The organism is Mesorhizobium huakuii, from assembly GCF_014189455.1.
In the GTDB taxonomy this organism is placed as follows: Bacteria; Pseudomonadota; Alphaproteobacteria; order Rhizobiales; family Rhizobiaceae; genus Mesorhizobium; species Mesorhizobium huakuii_A.
In genome coordinates this window covers 1,744,165-1,763,758 of record NZ_CP050296.1, presented here as the reverse complement: position 1 = coordinate 1,763,758, position 19,594 = coordinate 1,744,165, and the positions used below count along the sequence as shown (strand labels likewise).

At 64.4% G+C, this 19,594-nt stretch carries 18 protein-coding genes; 10 read left to right on the top strand and 8 right to left on the bottom strand.

The window, feature by feature from the left end:
- Positions 1 to 9 precede the first annotated feature (9 nt).
- From kdpA to HB778_RS08560, 6 genes are read left to right on the top strand one after another with little or no spacing between them, the layout of a single operon-like run.
- On the top strand, positions 10 to 1,713 hold the full coding sequence (gene kdpA / locus HB778_RS08585; protein ID WP_183463039.1) for a potassium-transporting ATPase subunit KdpA: 1,704 nt from the start codon (positions 10 to 12) through the stop codon (positions 1,711 to 1,713).
- A gap of 7 nt (positions 1,714 to 1,720) precedes the next feature.
- The gene (locus tag HB778_RS08580; RefSeq protein WP_183463037.1) at positions 1,721 to 1,936 is read left to right on the top strand and encodes a hypothetical protein; all 216 of its coding nucleotides are present in this window, start codon (positions 1,721 to 1,723) and stop codon (positions 1,934 to 1,936) included.
- Positions 1,933 to 4,026, top strand: coding sequence for a potassium-transporting ATPase subunit KdpB (kdpB, locus tag HB778_RS08575; RefSeq protein WP_183463035.1), 2,094 nt, complete (start codon positions 1,933 to 1,935; stop codon positions 4,024 to 4,026). The genes HB778_RS08580 and kdpB overlap by 4 nt, the downstream gene beginning before the upstream one ends.
- A gap of 11 nt (positions 4,027 to 4,037) precedes the next feature.
- Entirely contained in the window at positions 4,038 to 4,601 is a 564-nt protein-coding gene (gene kdpC, locus HB778_RS08570) for a potassium-transporting ATPase subunit KdpC (protein ID WP_183463033.1), read from the top strand.
- 57 nt (positions 4,602 to 4,658) lie between these two features.
- A complete protein-coding gene (locus HB778_RS08565) occupies positions 4,659 to 7,394 on the top strand; it encodes a sensor histidine kinase (RefSeq protein WP_183463030.1) in 2,736 nt (911 codons plus the stop codon).
- Positions 7,391 to 8,080, top strand: coding sequence for a response regulator transcription factor (locus HB778_RS08560; protein ID WP_183463027.1), 690 nt, complete (start codon positions 7,391 to 7,393; stop codon positions 8,078 to 8,080). Before HB778_RS08565 ends, HB778_RS08560 begins: the two co-directional genes overlap by 4 nt.
- A gap of 24 nt (positions 8,081 to 8,104) precedes the next feature.
- Here the strand turns inward: HB778_RS08560 and HB778_RS08555 are convergent, their stop codons facing one another.
- The 8 genes from HB778_RS08555 to HB778_RS08520 all read right to left on the bottom strand — a co-directional run bounded on the left by HB778_RS08555 (position 8,105) and on the right by HB778_RS08520 (position 14,190).
- Complete coding sequence (locus HB778_RS08555; RefSeq protein WP_183463024.1) at positions 8,105 to 9,538, bottom strand: MFS transporter; 1,434 nt, start codon at positions 9,536 to 9,538, stop codon at positions 8,105 to 8,107.
- 217 nt (positions 9,539 to 9,755) lie between these two features.
- Positions 9,756 to 10,241, bottom strand: a complete 486-nt coding sequence (locus tag HB778_RS08550; RefSeq protein WP_183463022.1) for a DUF992 domain-containing protein — start codon at positions 10,239 to 10,241, stop codon at positions 9,756 to 9,758.
- Positions 10,242 to 10,328: 87 nt separating this feature from the next.
- Positions 10,329 to 10,805, bottom strand: coding sequence for a DUF992 domain-containing protein (locus HB778_RS08545; RefSeq protein ID WP_183463020.1), 477 nt, complete (start codon positions 10,803 to 10,805; stop codon positions 10,329 to 10,331).
- Between the two features lie 208 nt (positions 10,806 to 11,013).
- On the bottom strand, positions 11,014 to 11,868 hold the full coding sequence (locus HB778_RS08540) for a tetratricopeptide repeat protein (protein ID WP_096450057.1): 855 nt from the start codon (positions 11,866 to 11,868) through the stop codon (positions 11,014 to 11,016).
- A gap of 144 nt (positions 11,869 to 12,012) precedes the next feature.
- Positions 12,013 to 12,279: a 30S ribosomal protein S21 gene (gene rpsU, locus HB778_RS08535; protein WP_010911429.1), complete on the bottom strand. Its 267-nt coding sequence runs from the start codon at positions 12,277 to 12,279 to the stop codon at positions 12,013 to 12,015.
- 176 nt (positions 12,280 to 12,455) lie between these two features.
- Entirely contained in the window at positions 12,456 to 12,842 is a 387-nt protein-coding gene (locus tag HB778_RS08530) for an SET domain-containing protein (RefSeq protein ID WP_183463018.1), read from the bottom strand.
- Between the two features lie 111 nt (positions 12,843 to 12,953).
- Positions 12,954 to 13,712, bottom strand: a complete 759-nt coding sequence (locus tag HB778_RS08525; protein WP_183465041.1) for an SDR family oxidoreductase — start codon at positions 13,710 to 13,712, stop codon at positions 12,954 to 12,956.
- 109 nt (positions 13,713 to 13,821) lie between these two features.
- Complete coding sequence (locus tag HB778_RS08520) at positions 13,822 to 14,190, bottom strand: YrdB family protein (protein ID WP_183463009.1); 369 nt, start codon at positions 14,188 to 14,190, stop codon at positions 13,822 to 13,824.
- 215 nt (positions 14,191 to 14,405) lie between these two features.
- Here HB778_RS08520 and HB778_RS08515 point away from each other — a divergent pair, with 215 nt between their 5' ends.
- From HB778_RS08515 to HB778_RS08500, 4 genes are read left to right on the top strand one after another with little or no spacing between them, the layout of a single operon-like run.
- On the top strand, positions 14,406 to 15,713 hold the full coding sequence (locus tag HB778_RS08515; RefSeq protein WP_432421241.1) for a sarcosine oxidase subunit beta family protein: 1,308 nt from the start codon (positions 14,406 to 14,408) through the stop codon (positions 15,711 to 15,713).
- 11 nt (positions 15,714 to 15,724) lie between these two features.
- Entirely contained in the window at positions 15,725 to 16,021 is a 297-nt protein-coding gene (locus tag HB778_RS08510; RefSeq protein WP_095199452.1) for a sarcosine oxidase subunit delta, read from the top strand.
- On the top strand, positions 16,018 to 19,011 hold the full coding sequence (locus HB778_RS08505) for a sarcosine oxidase subunit alpha (protein WP_183463007.1): 2,994 nt from the start codon (positions 16,018 to 16,020) through the stop codon (positions 19,009 to 19,011). The genes HB778_RS08510 and HB778_RS08505 overlap by 4 nt, the downstream gene beginning before the upstream one ends.
- Positions 19,004 to 19,588, top strand: a complete 585-nt coding sequence (locus HB778_RS08500) for a sarcosine oxidase subunit gamma (RefSeq protein ID WP_183463005.1) — start codon at positions 19,004 to 19,006, stop codon at positions 19,586 to 19,588. Before HB778_RS08505 ends, HB778_RS08500 begins: the two co-directional genes overlap by 8 nt.
- Positions 19,589 to 19,594: the final 6 nt, after the last annotated feature.

Genomic DNA, 19,594 nt, shown 5'->3' with positions numbered 1-19,594 from the left:
GCTACTTCAATGACATTCAACGGATGGATACAGATCCTCGCCTACTGCGTGGTCGTCATTCTGCTGGTGAAGCCGCTCGGCGGCTACATGTACCGCGTTTTCAACGGCGATCGCACATTTCTCTCGCCGATCCTCGGGCCCGTCGAGCGGGTCCTTTACCGCATTTCGGGAACCAGCGAGCGCGAGGAACAGCACTGGACCGCCTATGCGGCCGGTATCATGTTCTTCAGCCTGGCCAGCTTCCTGGTGCTCTATGCCTTACAGCGCCTGCAGGGCGTCCTGCCCTACAATCCGGCTGGGATGCCGGCCGTTGAGCAGAACCTCGCCTTCAACACCGCCGTCAGCTTCGTGACCAACACCAACTGGCAGAATTACGGCGGCGAAAGCACGATGTCCTACCTCGTGCAGATGGCCGGCCTGACCGTGCAGAATTTCTTGTCCGCGGCGGTCGGCATCGCCATAGCGGTGGCGCTGATCCGCGGCTTCGCCCGGCATTCGGTCAAGTCGATCGGCAATTTCTGGGTCGATATGACCCGCTGCACGCTCTACATCCTCCTGCCGGCCTGCATCGTGCTCACCCTTGTCTATGTCTGGCTCGGCATGCCGCAGACTCTCGGCCCCTATGTCGACGCCACCACGCTCGAAGGCGCCAAGCAGACGCTCGCCCTTGGCCCTGTCGCCTCGCAGGTCGCCATCAAGATGCTCGGCACCAATGGCGGCGGCTTCTTCAACGCCAATGCCGCGCATCCTTTCGAAAATCCCGATGCGATCTCCAACTTCATCCAGATGGTCACGATCTTCGCGCTCGGTGCTGCGCTGACCAACGTCTTCGGCCGCATGGTCGGCAATCAGCGCCAGGGCTGGGCGATCCTGGCGACGATGGGTGTCCTGTTCATCGCCGGCGTCACCATCTGCTACTGGGCGGAAGCCGCCGGCAACCCGCTGGTGCACGCACTGGGCATCGACGGCGGCAACATGGAAGGCAAGGAGGCCCGCTTCGGCATCGCCTTGTCGGCACTGTTCGCCGTCATCACGACGGCCGCCTCCTGCGGCGCGGTCAACGCCATGCATGATTCGTTCACCGCGATCGGTGGCTTCATCCCGATGATCAATATGCAGCTCGGCGAAGTTATCGTCGGCGGTGTCGGCGCCGGTTTCTACGGCATCCTGATGTTCATCGTCATCGCCGTCTTCGTCGCCGGCCTGATGGTCGGCCGCACGCCCGAATATCTCGGCAAGAAGATCGAGGCCAAGGAGGTCAAGATGGCGATGCTCGCCATCCTCGCTCTGCCTCTGGTCATGCTGGTCTTCACGGCTATCTCGGTCGTGCTGCCAAGTGCTGTGGCCTCGATGGCCAATGGCGGTCCGCACGGCTTCTCCGAGGTTCTCTATGCCTACACTTCGGCGGCGGCGAACAACGGCTCGGCCTTTGGCGGCCTCAGCGGCAACACGCCCTGGTATAACATCACGCTCGGCATCACCATGTGGGTGGGGCGCTTCTTCGTCATCATTCCGGCGCTTGCCATCGCCGGCTCGCTGGTGGCGAAAAAGACGGTGCCGGCGTCGGCCGGCACGTTCCCGACCGACGGCCCGCTTTTCGTCGGCCTGCTGGTCGGCGTCATCCTGATCGTCGTCGGCCTCACCTTCTTCCCGGCGCTGGCGATCGGACCGATCGTCGAACACCTGGCCATGATCCACGGGCAGACCTTCTGAGATCGCCATGTCCTGGTTGAAAAACATGCGCCGCAACACTCGGCCCCCCGCCGATCCCGGGAAGGAGGGAATGCCTCCTCCTTTCCCGACGATGTCGACGTTTCTTGGGCTTGCCGCCGCCATGATCGCACTCTGGTTGCTGGCCTACGGGCTTCCACATCTTTTTCCGGCGTCCGATCACCCGGTGCCGTCCAACAACAGCGAAGCCGGAGCTTCAAAATGAGTCACACAAAATCGGCCAGCATCATGGATGCCAGCATCCTGTGGCCCGCCATCGGCGGGGCCTTCAGGAAATTGAACCCGCGCACCTTGATCAAGAACCCGGTGATGTTCGTCGTCGCCGTCGTCTCGGCGCTGACATCAGTTCTCTTTGTCAGGGATCTCATCACCGGTGGCGGTGACTTCAAGTTCACGCTGCAGATCATCATCTGGCTGTGGTTCACCGTGCTGTTCGCCAACTTCGCCGAAGCGGTCGCTGAAGGCCGCGGCAAAGCGCAGGCCGACTCGCTGCGCAAGGCGCGCACCGAGACCCAGGCCAAGCTGCTGGCCGGCGAGGACCGAGCCAAGTTCAAGCTGGTGCCCGGCACCAGCCTGAAGGTCGGCGATATCGTCCTGGTCGAAGCCGGAGACATCATCCCGTCGGACGGCGAAGTGATCGAAGGCGTCGCCTCGGTCAACGAAGCGGCGATTACCGGTGAGTCGGCGCCCGTCATCCGCGAATCCGGCGGCGACCGCTCGGCGGTCACCGGCGGTACGCAGGTGCTGTCCGACTGGATCCGCGTGCGCATCACCGCCGCCTCCGGCCACACCTTTCTCGACCGCATGATCTCGCTGGTCGAAGGTGCCGAACGCCAGAAGACGCCGAACGAGATCGCGCTCAACATCCTGCTCGTCGGCATGACGCTGATCTTCGTGCTGGCTACCGCGACGATCCCGAGCTTCGCCGCCTATTCGGGCGGCTATATCTCGGTGACCGTGCTCGTCGCCCTGTTCGTCACTCTGATCCCGACCACGATCGGCGCGCTGCTCTCGGCGATCGGCATCGCCGGCATGGACCGCCTGGTGCGCTTCAACGTGCTGGCCATGTCCGGCCGTGCCGTCGAGGCGGCCGGCGACGTCGACACGCTGCTGCTCGACAAGACCGGCACGATCACGCTCGGCAACCGCCAGGCGACGGAATTCCGTCCGGTCAAGGGCGTCACCGAGCAGGAACTGGCCGATGCGGCGCAGCTAGCCTCGCTTGCCGACGAAACGCCGGAGGGCCGCTCGATCGTCGTCCTCGCCAAGGAGAAATACGGCATCCGCGCCCGCGACATGGCAACGCTGCACGCAACCTTCGTTCCCTTCACCGCGCAGACCCGCATGAGCGGCGTCGATGTCGACGGCTCGTCGGTGCGCAAGGGCGCGGTCGATTCCGTGCTTGCCCATGTCAACCAGTCGACGGTCGCCGCTCACGGCACGCGCCCAAGCAGCGAGTCCGTGCGGGATCTCCAGGCGATCGCCGACGAGGTCGCCAAGTCCGGCGGCACGCCGCTGGCGGTCGAGCGTGACGGGCGCCTGCTCGGCGTCGTCCATCTCAAGGACATCGTCAAGGGCGGCATCAGCGAGCGCTTCACGGAACTGCGCCGCATGGGCATCCGCACGGTGATGATCACCGGCGACAATCCGCTGACGGCGGCCGCGATTGCCGCGGAAGCCGGTGTCGACGACTTCCTTGCCCAGGCGACACCCGAGGACAAGCTGAAGCTGATCCGCGACGAACAGGCCAAGGGCAAGCTGGTCGCCATGTGCGGCGACGGCACCAACGATGCGCCCGCCCTGGCCCAGGCCGACGTCGGCGTCGCCATGAACACCGGTACGGTTGCCGCGCGCGAAGCCGGCAACATGATCGACCTCGACAGCGATCCGACCAAGCTCATCGAGATCGTCGAGATCGGCAAGGCGCTCTTGATGACGCGCGGCTCGCTGACGACATTCTCGATCGCCAACGACGTGGCCAAGTACTTTGCCATCATCCCGGCCATGTTCGCCGTCTTCTACATCGCACCGGGACAGACCACCGGCCCGCTGCAGGCGCTCAACATCATGCATCTGGCGACGCCGCAGAGCGCCATCCTGTCGGCGATCATCTTCAACGCGCTGATCATCATCGCGCTGATCCCGCTGTCGCTGAAAGGCGTCAAGTATCGGGCGATCGGTGCCGGCGCGCTGCTCAGCCGCAACCTCTTGGTCTACGGCCTCGGCGGCATCATCGTCCCGTTCGTCGGCATCAAGATAATCGACATGGCCGTCACGGCCCTTGGCCTTGCATAAGGATCATTCCGATGCTCAAGCAAATCAGACCCGCGATCATCATGATCGTCTTCTTCACCGTGCTGACCGGCCTGGTCTATCCCCTGGGCATGACCGGCATTGCGCAGGCGCTGTTCCCCCGCCAGGCCAATGGCAGCCTGATCGTGAAGGATGGCAAGGTCATCGGCTCCGAGCTGATTGGCCAGTCCTTCGCCAGCGACAGATATTTCCATGGCCGGCCCTCGGCCGCCGGCAACGGCTACGACGCCACGGCGTCGGGCGGCACCAATCTCGGCCCGACCAACCCCAAGCTTATCGAGCGCATCAAGGGCGACACCGAGAAGCTGAAGGCGGAGAATCCGAACCAGCCCGTGCCGATGGACCTGGTGACGACGTCCGGCAGCGGCCTTGATCCGCAGATCAGCCCGGAGGCCGCCTATTTCCAGGTTCCGAGTGTCGCCAAGGCCAGGGGCATCGACGAAGTCAAGGTCAAGGCGCTTGTCGACGGCCAGGTCGAAGGCAGGGAACTCGGCTTCATGGGAGAGCCGGTGGTCAATGTGCTGGCTCTCAACCTGGCGCTGGACGCCGCGAAATAGGTGATGGCGAGGGCCGGGGATCGACAGCATCCCCGGACCTCTCCATGATCGATCCTGATGCCGGAAGACAGAAGCAACGAGAACCGACCTTCCCCCGACGCGCTGCTCGAGCATGCCGAGCGGGAGGGGCGCGGCCGTCTGCGGATATTCCTTGGCGCGGCACCCGGTGTCGGCAAGACTTACGAAATGCTGATGTCGGGCCGGGCCAGGCTGGCCGACGGCATCGATGTGGTGATCGGTGTCGTCGAGACGCATGGCCGCAAGGAAACCCTGGCCCTGGTCGAGGGCTATGAGGTCATTCCTCGCCGCAAGGTGGACTACAAGGGGCGCGTCCTCGACGAGATGGACATCGACGCCATCCTCGCCCGGCGCCCGGCACTGGTTCTCGTCGACGAACTCGCCCATACCAACGCGCCCGGCAGCCGCCATCCCAAGCGCTATCTCGACGTCCAGGAAATCCTGACGCAAGGCATCGACGTCTACACGACGCTCAACATCCAGCATGTCGAAAGCCTGAACGATGTCGTCGCGCAGATCACCAAGGTCAGGGTCCGCGAGACGGTTCCGGACTCCATCATCGACCAGGCCGACGATGTCGAGATCATCGACCTCACCCCCGACGACCTGATCAAGCGGCTCGAGGAAGGCAAGGTGTACTTCCCCAACACCGCCCAGCGCGCCATCGAGAACTATTTCTCGCCCGGCAATCTGACGGCGCTCAGGGAACTGGCACTGCGCCGCACCGCCCAGCGCGTCGACGAGCAGTTGCTCAATCACATGCAGTCCCATGCCATCCAAGGCCCCTGGGCCGCCGGGGAAAGGGTCCTCGTCTGCCTCGACGCGCGCCTCGGCGGCGCGGCCCGCATCCGCTATGCGCGCCGGCTGGCCGACCGGCTGCGGGCCCCGTGGACGGCACTGCATGTCGACAGCCCTCGCTCGGCCAGCATGCCCGAGGAGGACAAGGACCGGCTCGCAAACAATCTGCGCCTCGCCCAACAGCTTGGTGCCGTGGTGACGACCATTCCGGGTCAGAATGTGGCGCAGGACATCGTGCGTTACGCGACGGCGAACAATTTCACCCATATCGTGGTCGGCAGGCCGACCCGATCGCGCTGGCGCGAATTGATCGAGGGATCGCTGACCTATGACCTCATCCGCAATGCCGGCGATATCAGCGTCCATGTCATTTCGGGAAACGAACGCAACACCGAGGCGACGTCGAGGAATGTAAGGACCGCGGACGAGCAGACGCCATTCCAGATCTGGCCCTATCTCCTGGCCACGGCCTATGTCGCCGGCTCGCTCGCCTTCGCCGTGCTGCTCGACCAGTTTCTCGATGTTCGCAACCTTGCAATCATCTTCCTCATCGGGGTCCTGGCGTCGGCGGTGACCGGCGGTCTGTGGCCGGCTCTGTACGCTTGTCTCGTCAGCGCCCTTGCCTTCAACTATTTCTTCCTGGAGCCGCGCTACACGCTGACGATCCGGGATCCGGAGAGCATTGTCGCGCTCGGCGTGTTCCTGGTCGTCGCGGTCATTGCCAGCAATCTGACGGTGCGCGTGCAGCGCCAGGCGATCGCCGCGCGCTCGCGGGCGCGGGCCACCGAGGACATCTACCTCTTTTCCAAGAAGCTCGCCGGTGCCGGCACGCTCGACGACGTTCTGTGGGCCACCGCCTTCCAGATCGCCTCGATGCTCAAGCTGCGGGTGGTGCTGCTTCTGCCCGAAGACGGCACCATCACCGTCAAGGCCGGCTATCCGCCCGACGACACGCTGGCCGAGGCCGATATTGCCGCCGCCCGCTGGGCGTGGGAGCACAACCGTGCCGCGGGGCGCGGCGCCGACACCCTACCCGGCGCCAAGCGCCTCTATCTTCCCTTGCGCACGGGGCGCACGGCGATCGGTGTCGTCGGTCTCGACAATGACAAGCAGGGCCCACTGCTGACGCCCGAGCAGCAGCGCCTGCTCGACGCGCTGGCCGACCAGGCAGCGGTTGCCATCGAACGCATCCAACTCGTCGCCGATGTCGACAGGGCCAAGCTCGCCGCCGAAGCGGACAGGCTGCGCTCGGCGCTGCTGACCTCGATTTCGCATGATCTGAAGACGCCGCTCGCCGCAATCATGGGCGCGGCCGGCACGCTGCGGGAATTCGCGCCGGCACTTCCCGAACAGGACCGGGCGGAATTGCTGACGACCGTGCTCGACGAATCCGAGCGGTTGAACCGCTTCATCGCCAATTTGCTCGACATGACCAAGATCGAGTCCGGTGCAATGGAGCCGAACTTCGCTTTCCACTATGTCGGAGACATCGTCGGCTCCGCCCTGCAAAGGGCGAAGAAAATCATCGCCGAGCATAAGACCGAGATCGACATCCCGGCGGATTTGCCGATGTTGAAGGTCGATCCCGTGCTGTTCGAGCAGGCGCTGTTCAATCTCCTCGACAATGCGGCGAAATACGCGCCGGCAGGCTCGACGATCCGCGTGCAGGGTTGGACCGACAATGGTTCCGTCATCCTGCAGATCATGGATGAGGGGCTGGGCATTCCTCCAGGCGATCTGGAACGGATTTTCGACACGTTCTACCGGGTGCGCAAGCGCGACCAGGTTCGCGCCGGCACCGGTCTCGGCCTGTCCATCTGCCGCGGCTTCATCGAGGCGATGGGGGGCACGATCACCGCGGCAAACCGAACCGACCGTTCGGGTGCGGTTTTCACCATCAAAATGCCGAAGCCGACGAACCCGCCCGATCTCGGCGCTGTCAGTGCGGACGACAATGATGTGAGTGATTTGGAATGACGAACACGAATGTCAGGATACTGGTCGTCGATGACGAGCCGCCGATCCGCAAACTGCTGCGCGTCGGCCTCGGCAGCCAGGGCTATGCGGTCAGCGAGGCGCCGAACGCCAAGGCGGCGATCGAGCTGATGGAACAGGAAAAGCCGGACCTGGTGCTGCTCGACCTCGGCCTGCCGGGCATGACCGGCCATGAGCTGCTGCGCAAATGGCGTGACGACGGCCTCGACATTCCCGTGGTCATCCTCTCCAGCCGCACCGACGAGGCCGGCATCGTCAACGCGCTGGAACTCGGCGCCGACGACTATGTCACCAAGCCGTTCGGCATGAACGAATTGGTGGCGCGCATCCGCGTGGCGTTGCGGCACAAGTTCCAGCAGCAGGGCGAGAAGCCTGTCTTCCAGAGCGGTGACCTCAGCGTCGATCTGGTCAAGCGCATCGTCAAGGTCGAGGGCAAGGAGATAAAACTCTCGCCGAAGGAATACGACATATTGCGCATCCTGGTGCAGCATGCCGGCAAGGTGCTGACCCACCATTTCATCCTGAAGCAGATCTGGGGCGACTCGACCGACGTGCAGTATCTCAGGGTCTATGTCAGGCAGCTCCGGCAGAAGATCGAGAAGACCCCCGACCAGCCGCACCACATCACCACCGAGACCGGTGTCGGCTACAGGCTGCGGGTCGACTGAGACACCCTCTCTATCGAATCTGGGTCAGCCGATGGCTTCCAATGGCCGGTTCGTAGCCGAGGCGCGCAACGCTGCCAGACAGCCGAGAATTCCAAGCGGGACGAAAGCAAGAAACAGCCAGCTCGCGACATTGGCCGCTGCGTCGTGGTTCAGCCCTTGCGAAAAGCCGCTGGCATTGGCGACGATGCCGGCAAGGGCGGCACCCACGGCATAGCCGATGCGCTGCATGGTCGGCACCGCGGCCGAGGCGATGGTCTGCTCATCGTCCGGAGCGGAGGCGACGATGACTCGCGTCAGGAACGGCCAAGCAATGCCGAAGCCGCCGCCCTGCAACAGGGCGCAGACCAGGATCAGCGGAATGGAACCCAGCGGTATCGTATAGGCAAAGCCGGCGATGCCGGCAGCGATCATCAGCGCACCGACGACGATGATCAGCCGCTCGCGCTGCGGCGGGGCGTTGGCGACGAGGATCGACAGGATCGACCAGGCGATCGATTCGGCGGCGATGATGTAGCCGGTGGTCAAGAGCGGAATGTCATGCAGGCTGGTCAAGAGCAGCGGTCCATAGACGCCGAAGGAGCAGGTCGCGACGGAAAAGGCGGCGACCATGGTCATGCCGGCGCCGACCGGTGTGCGCCACGAGAACAGCCGCGACGGGAACAACCGGGAGCGCGGCTTCAGTGCGTCGATGGCGAAGAATAGCGCCAGGCCGGCGAGGCCCAGCACGATCAGCAGCGAGGAGCGCAGCAGGGCAATGTCGACGCCGGCAGAGGCGATCAGCACCACGGCAACGGCAAGGCAGGCAAGGGCGGCGAACGGGAAGGGCGGTGTCTTGCCCGTGCTTGCGATGGGTCGCGTTGCTTCCGGCGTGTTGAGCACGAGGAAGCTGGCCAGCGCCATGGCGGTGCCGCCGAAAGTGAAGACGCCGAAGGCCCAACGCCATGACAAAAGCTCGGTCATGATCGCGCCGAGCAACGGGCCGCTAAAGGCGGCAACGCCCCAGATCGCCGACATGATGCCGAAAAGCTGCGGCCAGATGGCGCGCGAAAACAGCCGCTCGACCGAGACGAAGGCCAGCGACACCAGCGCGCCGCCGCCCAGCCCTTCGATCAGGCGGCCGGCCAGGAACAAATGCATGGAAGGCGAGGTGGCACAGATCAGGGCGCCGGCCGCATAGAGCAGGGCCGCGACCACCATATTGGTGCGCAGCGCCACATAGCTGACCAGCCGTCCGGCCGCGGCACCGGCGACGATGGCGCCGAGCTCGTAGATCGCCAGCGACCAGCCGACGAGCTGCACGCCGGCCAGTTCGCCGACCATGGCCGGCATGACGGTCGCCACCATCGTCTCGTTGGTGGCGTGCAGCAGGATGCCGAGGCTGATGAAGCAGAAGCGCGCCAGATCGCCGCTCGCCCACAAAGCGCGCCAGTCGACCCTGTTTGTGCTGATTTCAGTCATATCCACCCCAACGTTGCATATCTCGATGCCGGTGCATGGCACCAGAAGCCAGCAAGGCTTTCCGGCAGGACCATGCGCGGCAATAGCGCCGCATCCAGGCGCTGCTCAGTCGGGGCAGGTTTGTAAGACCTCAACCACGGTTGAGTTCAAGCGGTTCGTTTCGGTGGACCATCGCAACGTTCGAGATTGGCCGAAGCCGCCTCCGACGTCGACGCCATCAATTCTCGGTGCTGCGCAGCTGGAACTGGCTGACGCCGATGGCGAGATTGATTCCGGTCTGCGTCTGCAGGCTGAGCGGCTGCAGGGTGAAGGCCTGCGATGAACCGCCGACCAGCAGATTGGCGCCGGCCCCCACGGCCGCCGTCACCTCGGCGCTGGCGCCGATATAGTCGCCCGCCAGCGCACCCGGCGCGTAGATGTTCTTCAGCGGCGTCAGCACCAGCCATTGCATCACCGCCTGCTTTGTCGTGCCGATATCGAGACCGTATTTGTTGACGGCGCCGAAATAGGCTTCCGGCGCGAAGCTCTTGTCGGCCGGGGTGAAGGTGCAGCTCAGATCCTTGCTCGAGCCGAAGATGAAGCCGGTGCCGCCCGATATGGCGCATTCAAGCGTGCCGAGTTCGATGCCCCGGTCCTGTGCTCGTGCCTGTGGCGCGCCAAGCACGATGGCAATCACGGCAGCAGCGATGGCTGTCTTCGGCATACTGTCCCCCTCAAAAATAAAACGGCGCGGAACCATCCTATCCGGTTCCGCGCCGCAGGGTAGAGAGGAGCGCTTGGCTCCATGCAATCACTTCAGCGAGTGGATCAGCTCAAGGGAGGTCACGGCCACGGCGAGATTGACGCCGGTCTGTGCCTGGACGCTGAGCGGCTCCAGCATGAAGGCGCTGTCGAAGCCACCGACCAGCAGATTGGCGCCGCCACCGGTGACGACGCTCGCCTCGGCGTTGACGCCGTAGTAGCTGCCGGCAAGGTCACCCGCATCGCGGTCGCGGGTCGCGGCAAAAACCGCCCAGACGAGCTGGCCCTGATGCGTCTGGCCGAGATCGACACCGATCTTGGAGATGACGCCGGTGTAAATCTCCGACGGTCCGTGATGGTAGGGACGGAAGACGCAGGACACGCCCTTGTTGGAAGCGACGATGTAGGCGGTGCCGCCATCGATGGTGCAGTCGAGCGTGCCGAGTTGCAGCTTGCCGGCGCTGGCCGGGGCGGCAGCGAATACGGTCGTTGCAAGGGCAGCGGCGCAGACGAGTTTCTTGATCATGGGAGGGTCCTTTCGCAAATCGCCTGGAAATAACGGCTTGAATGGCCAGAGCGTTCCGTCGAAAACTTGGCGTGAACAAGGCAAGGGTTAACGCATTGTCGCAGGGGTTAACGCGCGGTTGCCGGATTGGCGGCGATCTTCGGCGCCGCGTGTCCTTTTGGACACGCAAGCAACCCGTACTGCTTAGCCGGTTAAGCGGAAGCCGATCTCAGCTGGCGCTGCCACCGACGCGCGACAAGCCGTCCTTGGCCGGCTGGTAGCTCGGGTTGAGGCGGACGGCTTCCTTGTAGGATTTCGCCGCCTTCGCCTTGTCGCCGCGCCGCTCGTAGATCAGCGCCTGGTTGGCCCAGGCCTCGGCGTTCTTGCCGTCGAGCTTGATGGCCATGTTGAAATCGGAGAAAGCGTTGTCCTCGTCGCCCGTCGCCAGATAGGAGAGGCCACGGCCGTTGTAGGGCTCGGCGGCATCCGGCGCCAGCGAGATGGCGGTCGAGAAATCCTCGATGGCGAATTTGTGCTGGCCCTGGCTCTGATAGATCAGGCCGCGATTGTGGTAGGCACGCGCATCCGTCGTGTCGAGCTGGATCGCCTTCTGGAAATCGTTGAAGGCGTCCTGGGTGCGGCCCGCCTTGCGGTAGAGATTGCCGCGGCCGATATAGGCGGCGTCATAATTGCCGTTGATCTGGATCGACTTGTTGTAGTCGTCGAGCGCGGCCGCCTGATTGCCAAGGAAGCGCTGGATAAGCGCCCGGTTCGAATAGGCCTGGTAGAAATTCGGATTGAGCTGGATGGCCTGGTTGAAGTCCTTGAGCGCTGCCTGGTACTGGCCGCCACGGCCATAGGCCGAGCCGCGCACATTGTAGCCTTCAGGATCCTGGGGATTGCGCTGGATGACCGCCGACAGCGAGGAGATGTTCTCGCTCGACCCTTGCGCCTTGTCGATGTTGTTGAACTCGCCGGTCGGGCCCGATGTCTGGCAGCCGGCAAGCGCCAATCCGGAAAGCAGGGCGGCTGTCAGGGCGAAACCACGCAATGCGGTCCCGCGCTCCACGCTTGTTGCGTTCATGTCTGCCCTGTCCTCACTTCAAGCCGCGTCGTTCAGGTCCGGATCCCCCCTCCGGGCCGGGTCACAATCAAAATAAAAAGGTGGCGGCGATTCCGCATCGCGCCACCTCAGTATCCTTCGAAAAGGACGAAATATTGGCGATAATCAGCGCGGCGGACGCGCTGCGCCAGCGGCACCACCAGCAGCCACCGGACGCGGCGTCATCGGCAACAGGCCTTCGCGCTGGGCGCGCTTGCGGGCCAGCTTGCGGGCGCGGCGCACGGCTTCCGCCTTTTCACGGGCGCGCTTCTCGGAAGGCTTCTCGTAGTGACCGCGCATCTTCATTTCGCGGAAAATGCCTTCGCGCTGCATCTTCTTCTTGAGCGCGCGAAGCGCCTGATCAACGTTATTGTCGCGGACGAGTACCTGCACGGGCAATCCTGTCTTTCGGGTTTGATATCAACAGGCAAGTGGCCATAGCCACTAGCCTCCGCGGCGGTCGACACCACGAATTGTGGCGGCTGATAGCAGAATCAGGCCGCGCTGTCCACAGTCGAAATGAAGGACAACAGCCAAATTGCCACGGTCGCCCCGAGATAGGGCGCCAACTACGCGGTGGCCAGGTGCAGCCGCTCGAAATCCTCGAAGAATTCGCCGTAGTCGCAGGTGATCTCTTCACCCGCTGCGATGTCGCGGGTCGCGGTGGCGCCGCCATATTGCGAAAAGTCGGTGTTCGGCGTCGCCGAATGGTTCATGAAGCGGCCATTGTCGACTTCATAGACCATGAAACCCGGCCGATCCGGGCTCGGATAGGCATAGCGGTCGAGCAATTCCTTCAGGGGCTCCGGTGCGGCCTCATATTTGTCCATCGGGATCAGCCGGTCGAAATCCGGGTCAAGCCGCCAAATCGAGGCGCCTTTCCGGATCGGCTCGGCGGCGAACATGCCGACGCCCTCGATTGCGCTCGCGGCCACATAGGTTCGGATCAGCATCATGGTTTCGGGACCCGTTTCGATGAGAAAACGGAATCGCCAAATCGCGCGGAAAAAGCAAGACCGGCCGCCTGCGTCAAAGCGGCGAACCGGCCTGTTCGATGCAAAAACCCTTCACGTCCGGTTGATCGAGACGCCGCCATCGGCAAACAGCGCGGTTCCCGTGGTGAAGCTCGAAGCGTCCGAGGCAAGGTAAAGCGCCGAGCGGGCGATCTCCTCCGGCTGCGCCATGCGCTTCAGCGCATGGATACCTTCGACAAAAGCGCGGGCTTCGGGCGTCGTTGTCGTCGCGCCCGGTGTATCGGTGCCGCCCGGCAGCAGCGCGTTGACGCGCAGGCCTTTCGGCCCGTATTCGGCGGCCAGAACCTGTGTCAGGCCGATCAGGCCGGCCTTGGCGGCGGCGTAGGCGGCCATGCCCGGCATGCCGGCGGTGTAGCCGACAAAGCTGGAGGTGAAGATCAGCGAGCCGCCGCCGCGCTCCAGCATGGCGGGTATTTGGTATTTCGCCCCTAGAAAGGCACTGGTCAGGTTGATGTCCATGGTCTCGTGCCATGTCGCCGGCATCATGTCGGGCAGGGGCGCTATCAAGCCGACGGCGCCGGCATTGTTGAAGGCGATGTTGAGGCCGCCGAAGCTTTCGACCGCTAGATCGACAAGCGCCTTCGCATAGGCTTCGTCCCTGACGTCACCGGCAAGGGCGACGGCCGTGCCTTGCGCGTCCGATATCTCGGCGACAAGTGTGTCGAGCTCGGCCTGACGGCGGGCGGCGACGACGATCTTAGCGCTTTCCTCGGCGAAGAGTTTTGCCGTGGCGCGGCCGATGCCGGAACTGGCGCCAGTGACGATGGCGATCTTGTTGGCGAGTGCGAGCATCTTTTGCATCCCTGTTTTTCGCGCTGGTCTCAGCGGCAATCGGGATGCTTGGTCGCAGATGGGGCGGGGAGGAACCACCCGATACCTGCGAAGGTGTCGTCGTCCTGCACTATTGCTTCAGCAGCCAGCCGAGCCGATCGAGCGAGAAGGCGTAGCTGATGACAATCAGCACAGCCATGATGATGCCCGTGGTCGTGTAACCCGCAGCATAGAATCCGGCAGCGCCGCCGAACAGGATGATCAGTTCGAGCGCGAGCCGCACTGTGCCCGGCACAGGCACCGGTGCGCGGCCTGACCGGCTTGGGTCGTTGAGCACCGCGAAGGTGCCCCACAGCACGGCCGCAATGAGCGGCAGGGCCAAAGCGAGGACCCAGCGCCACCATTCGTCGGAGAGGGTCCAGCCGGCAATGCCGAGACCAACCAGGGCGGCAAGCTCCAGCAGGAAGCGCAACGTCAAATTCCACCAGGCATTGCCCACGATCGCTCTCCGAAGATTCGCGACAGGCAATGTGGCTGAAGGCCGTCACGACAGCCAGCCCGCATGCCTCTTTTTCGTCGTGGCGCAAAACGGCAAGCGCCGTCGCAAACAGCGCAAGGGTGGAAGCGCCGTTTCGCTAGTGATACACCTCGCGCGCCGGGCCGAACAAAAGCCCGGCTGCAATCCGCTAGATCTGTTGGCGCGAGGCTGGGACGTTGAAAAAATATTCGGTATTCGCCATCGCACGCGAGGCCATGCGCGGCCACAAGGGCTGGGAGGAGCAGTGGTCCTCGCCGGAGCCCAAGAAGGAATACGACGTCATCATCGTCGGCGCCGGCGGTCATGGGCTGGCCACCGCCTATTATCTTGCCACGGTGCATGGCATCACCAATGTCGCGGTGCTGGAAAAGGGCTGGCTGGGCGGCGGCAACACCGGCCGCAACACCACCATCATCCGCTCCAACTATCTCTATGACGAGAGCGCCGGCATTTACGACCATGCGCTGAAACTGTGGGACGGGCTCAGCCAAGAGCTCAACTACAACGTCATGTATTCGGCGCGCGGCGTCATGATGCTGGCGCACAATGTGCACGACATCCAGGTGCTGAAGCGCCATGTCCATGCCAACCGGCTGAACGGCATCGACAATGAATGGCTGTCGCCGGAGCAGGCCAAGGAGTTCTGCCCGCCGCTCAACATCTCCAGGGATGCGCGCTATCCGGTCGTCGGTGCCGCCTTGCAGCGCCGCGGCGGCACGGCGCGCCACGATGCGGTCGCGTGGGGCTATGCACGCGGCGCTTCGGCGCGCGGCGTGCACATCATCCAGAATTGCGAGGTCACTGGGGTCAAGCGTGCGCCGAACGGCGCGGTCATGGGTGTCGACACGACGCGCGGCTTCATCGGCGCCAAGAAGGTCGGCGTCGTCGCGGCCGGCCATTCCTCGGTCATCATGAACATGGCCGGCGTGCGCATGCCGCTGGAAAGCTATCCGCTGCAGGCGCTGGTGTCGGAGCCGATCAAGCCGGTGGTGCCCTGCGTGGTGATGTCGAACACCGTGCACGCCTATATCTCGCAGTCCGACAAGGGCGAACTGGTGATCGGCGCCGGCACCGACCAGTATGTCTCCCTATTCGCAGACCGGCGGTCTGCACATATTGCAGCATACGCTCGACGCCATCTGCGAGATGTTCCCGATCTTCACGCGCATGAAGATGCTGCGCTCCTGGGGCGGCATTGTCGACGTGACGCCCGACCGCTCGCCGATCCTGGCCAAGACGCCGGTGCCCGGCCTCTACGTCAATTGCGGCTGGGGCACGGGCGGCTTCAAGGCGACGCCCGGTTCGGGCCATGTCTTTGCCCACACCATCGCCAAGGACGATCCGCATCCGATCAACGCGCCCTTCACCATCGAGCGCTTCCGCACCGGCCGCCTGATCGACGAGGCGGCGGCGGCGGCGGTGGCGCACTGATGGCCGTCGAGAGGCTTTCCAACCAACCGGCCATCGGCCACGGCGAATTGTAGGAACGAACAGAATGCTTCTCATCCGCTGCCCCTATTGCGAGGAAGAGCGCCCGGAGCTCGAATTCCGCAACGCCGGCGAGGCGCATATTGCGCGCTCGGCCAACATTGCCGGCGAGAGCGACGACGACTTCGAAAAGTTCTTCTTCATCCGCTCGAACCCCAAGGGCATCATCTATGAGCGCTGGCGGCACATGCATGGCTGCGCGCGCTTCTTCAACGCCGTGCGCGACACCGTCACCGACAAGTTCGTCATGACCTACAAGGCCGGCGAACCCAAACCCGCCAAGCTGCCGGGAGTTGCCAAATGAGCGGCGCGTTCCGCATCCCGAGAGCCGGTCGCCTCAGCCAGGCCAAGACCGCGCGGTTCAGCTTCGACGGCCAGTCCTATGCCGGCATCGAGGGCGACACGCTGGCCTCCGCACTGCTCGCCAATGGCGTGCATCTGGTCGGCCGCTCGTTCAAGTACCACCGGCCACGCGGCTTCCTGTCGGCCGGCGCGGAAGAGCCCAATGCGCTGGTGCAGATCGTGCGCGACGACGCGCGCAAGACGCCGAATGTGCGCGCCACCGTGCAGGAGCTCTATGACGGGCTCGCCGCCAATTCGCAAAACCGCTGGCCGTCGCTGTCCTTCGATGTCGGCGCGGTCAATGACCTGGCGTCGCCGATGTTTTCGGCCGGTTTCTACTACAAGACCTTCATGTGGCCGAAGGCGGCCTGGAAGAGCCTGTACGAGCCCAAGATCCGCGAAGCCGCCGGCCTTGGCGTTTCGCCGGACAAGCCCGATCCCGACCATTATTCCTCGCGCTACGCGCATTGCGACGTGCTGGTGCTGGGCGGCGGTGCCGCCGGCCTCGCAGCGGCATTGGCGGCGGCCGAGACCGGTGTGCGCGTCATCCTCGCCGATGAGCAGGCCGAGTTCGGTGGCAGTCTGCGTTTCGAAACCGGTGCGAAGATCGACGGCCAGGACGGTTTTGTCTGGGCACAAGCAGCAATCGCCAAGCTCGCCGCCATGGACAATGTCCGCGTGCTGTCGCGCACCACGGCGTTCGGCTATTACGCGCAGAACTTCGTCGGGCTGGTCGAGCGTGTCAGCGATCATTTGAAGGCTCCCGGCCATGATTTGCCGCGCGAGCGGCTGTGGCAGATCAGGGCCAAGCGCGTCGTCCTGGCCTCCGGCGCCATCGAGCGCCACATGGTGTTCGCCAACAATGACCGGCCGGGCATCATGCTGGCGGGTGCGGCGCGCACCTTCCTCAACCACTATGGCGTAGCGGTCGGCAGGAATGTCGGCGTCTACACGGCCAATGATTCCGCTTACGCGGCGGCGATCGACCTGAAGAAGGCCGGCGTCAACATCGCGGCGATCGTCGATCTGCGCGACAATCCGACCGGTCCGGTGATCGACGAGGCGCGGGCGCTCGGCATCGAGGTCAATTTCGGCCGCGCGGTGATCCGTGCCGGCGGCAAATTGCGGGTGTCGTCGATGACCGTGCAGCCGAAGAATGGCGGCGGCGAGCGCACCATTCCCGTCGATGCGATCCTGATGTCGGCCGGCTGGACGCCGTCGGTACACCTGTTTTCGCAGTCGCGCGGCAAGGTCGCCTTCAACGACGAGACCAAGCGCTTCGTGCCGGGCACCTATGCGCAGGACTGCGTTTCCGTCGGCGCTTGCAACGGCACGGACGGCTTGTCGGCAACGATGGACGAAGCCTATGCGGCGGGTGCCAATGCGGCCAAGGAAGCCGGCGCGAAAGCCGCCAAGGGCACCAAGCCGAAGGTCGATGCCTCGGAAAGCTGGTCGCGTGGCATGCTGGGTGCCGCGCCCGGCGCCGGGCCGGATACGACGGTGAAGGCGTTCGTCGATTTCCAGAACGACGTCACCGCCAAGGACATCCGCCAGGCGGTGCATGAGGGCATGCGCTCGATCGAGCACGTCAAGCGCTTCACCACCAACGGCATGGCGACCGACCAGGGCAAGACCTCCAACATGCACGGTCTGGCAATCGCGGCGGAGACGCTGGGCAAGCCGATCCCCGAGGTCGGCCTGACCACGTTCCGCGCGCCCTACACGCCGGTCACCTTCGGCGCGATCGTCAGCCATGCGCGCGGGCCGCTGTTCGACCCGACGCGCAAGACGGCGACGCATCCGTGGGCCGAGGCGCAAGGTGCGGTGTTCGAGGACGTCGGGCAGTGGAAGCGCGCCTGGTATTTCCCGAAAGCCGGCGAAGACATGCATGCGGCGGTCGACCGCGAATGCGTCGCGGTCCGCACGACGGCCGGCCTGTTCGATGCCTCGACGCTCGGCAAGATCGAAGTGGTCGGGCCGGATGCGGCCAAGTTCATGGAACTGCTCTACACCAATCCGTGGGAGAAGCTGGAGCCCGGCCGCTGCCGCTATGGCATAATGCTGCGCGAGGACGGTTTCATCTATGATGACGGCGTCGTCGGCAGGCTGGCGCCGGACCGTTTCCATGTGACGACGACGACCGGCGGCGCGCCGCGCGTCATGAACCACATGGAGGACTATCTCCAGACCGAATTCCCGCATCTCAATGTCTGGCTGACCTCGATCACCGAGCAGTGGGCTGTTATCGCGGTGCAAGGGCCGAAGTCACGCGACATCATCGCGCCGCTGGTCGAAGGCATCGACATGTCCGACGAGGGGCTGCCGCACATGTCGGTGCGCGAAGGCAAGATCTGCGGCGTGCCGACCAGGCTGTTCCGCATGTCGTTCACCGGTGAGCGCGGCTTCGAGGTCAATGTGCCGGCCGACTATGGCCAGGCCGTCTGGGAAGCGCTGTGGGCCGAAGGCCAGAAGCATGGCGCTGCCGCTTACGGCACCGAGGCGATGCACGTGCTGCGCGCCGAAAAGGGCTATATCATCGTTGGCCAGGACACGGACGGCACGGTGACACCGAACGACGCCGGTCTCGACTGGGCGGTCGGCAAGAAGAAGACCGACTTCGTCGGCATCCGCGGCCTGACGCGGCCGGACCTTGTCGCCAAGGGCCGCAAGCAGCTGGTCGGTCTCAAGACCAGGGACCCGAAGGTGGTGCTGGAAGAGGGCGCGCAGATCGTCGCGGATCCCAAGCAGGCGATCCCGATGAAGATGATCGGTCATGTCACTTCGAGCTACTGGTCGCAGAATTGCGGCCGCTCGATCGCGCTGGCGCTGGTCGCCGGCGGCCGCGACCGGATGGGCGACACGCTCTATGTGCCTATGCCGAACGGGGTGATCGAAGTGGAGGTTACCGGCATGGTGTTCTTCGACGAGACGGGAGGCCGCCTCAATGGCTAAGGCTGCTGCAAAGAAAACGGCTGCGGCCGCATCGCCTTCGGTCGACCGCCGTCCGGCATTGGCTGGACGCGCCGTCTCCGCGACAGGCGTCAAGGCCGAGGTGCTGCCGCCGGCGGAGCGCATCTCTCTGCGCGCGCCGGAGGCTTCGGTCGCGGCGCTTTCCAAGGCGCTCGGCCTGACCTTGCCGAAGAAGCCGAAGACTTCCGCGTTGAAGGCAGGCCGCACCGCTTTGTGGCTCGGCCCCGACGAGTGGCTTGTCATCGACGAGGGCGCAAACGATCCGCTCGCCGACTGTGCGACGGTCACCGCGCTGCATTCGGCGGTCGGCATTTCACACCGCAACATCGCGATCTCGGTCACCGGTCCGGCGGCCGAAGCCACGATCAATTCGGGTTGCCCGCAGGATCTGTCGCTCGACGCCTTCCCGGTGGGCGCCGCTTCGCGCACCATCCTCGGCAAGGCCGAGATCGTGCTGTTGCGCACCGCCGCTGACGCCTTCCGGGTCGAATGCTGGCGTTCCTTCTCGGATTATGTCTTTACTTTCCTGTCCGAGGGAGCCCGCGACGCGGCTGGCTGATCCCGG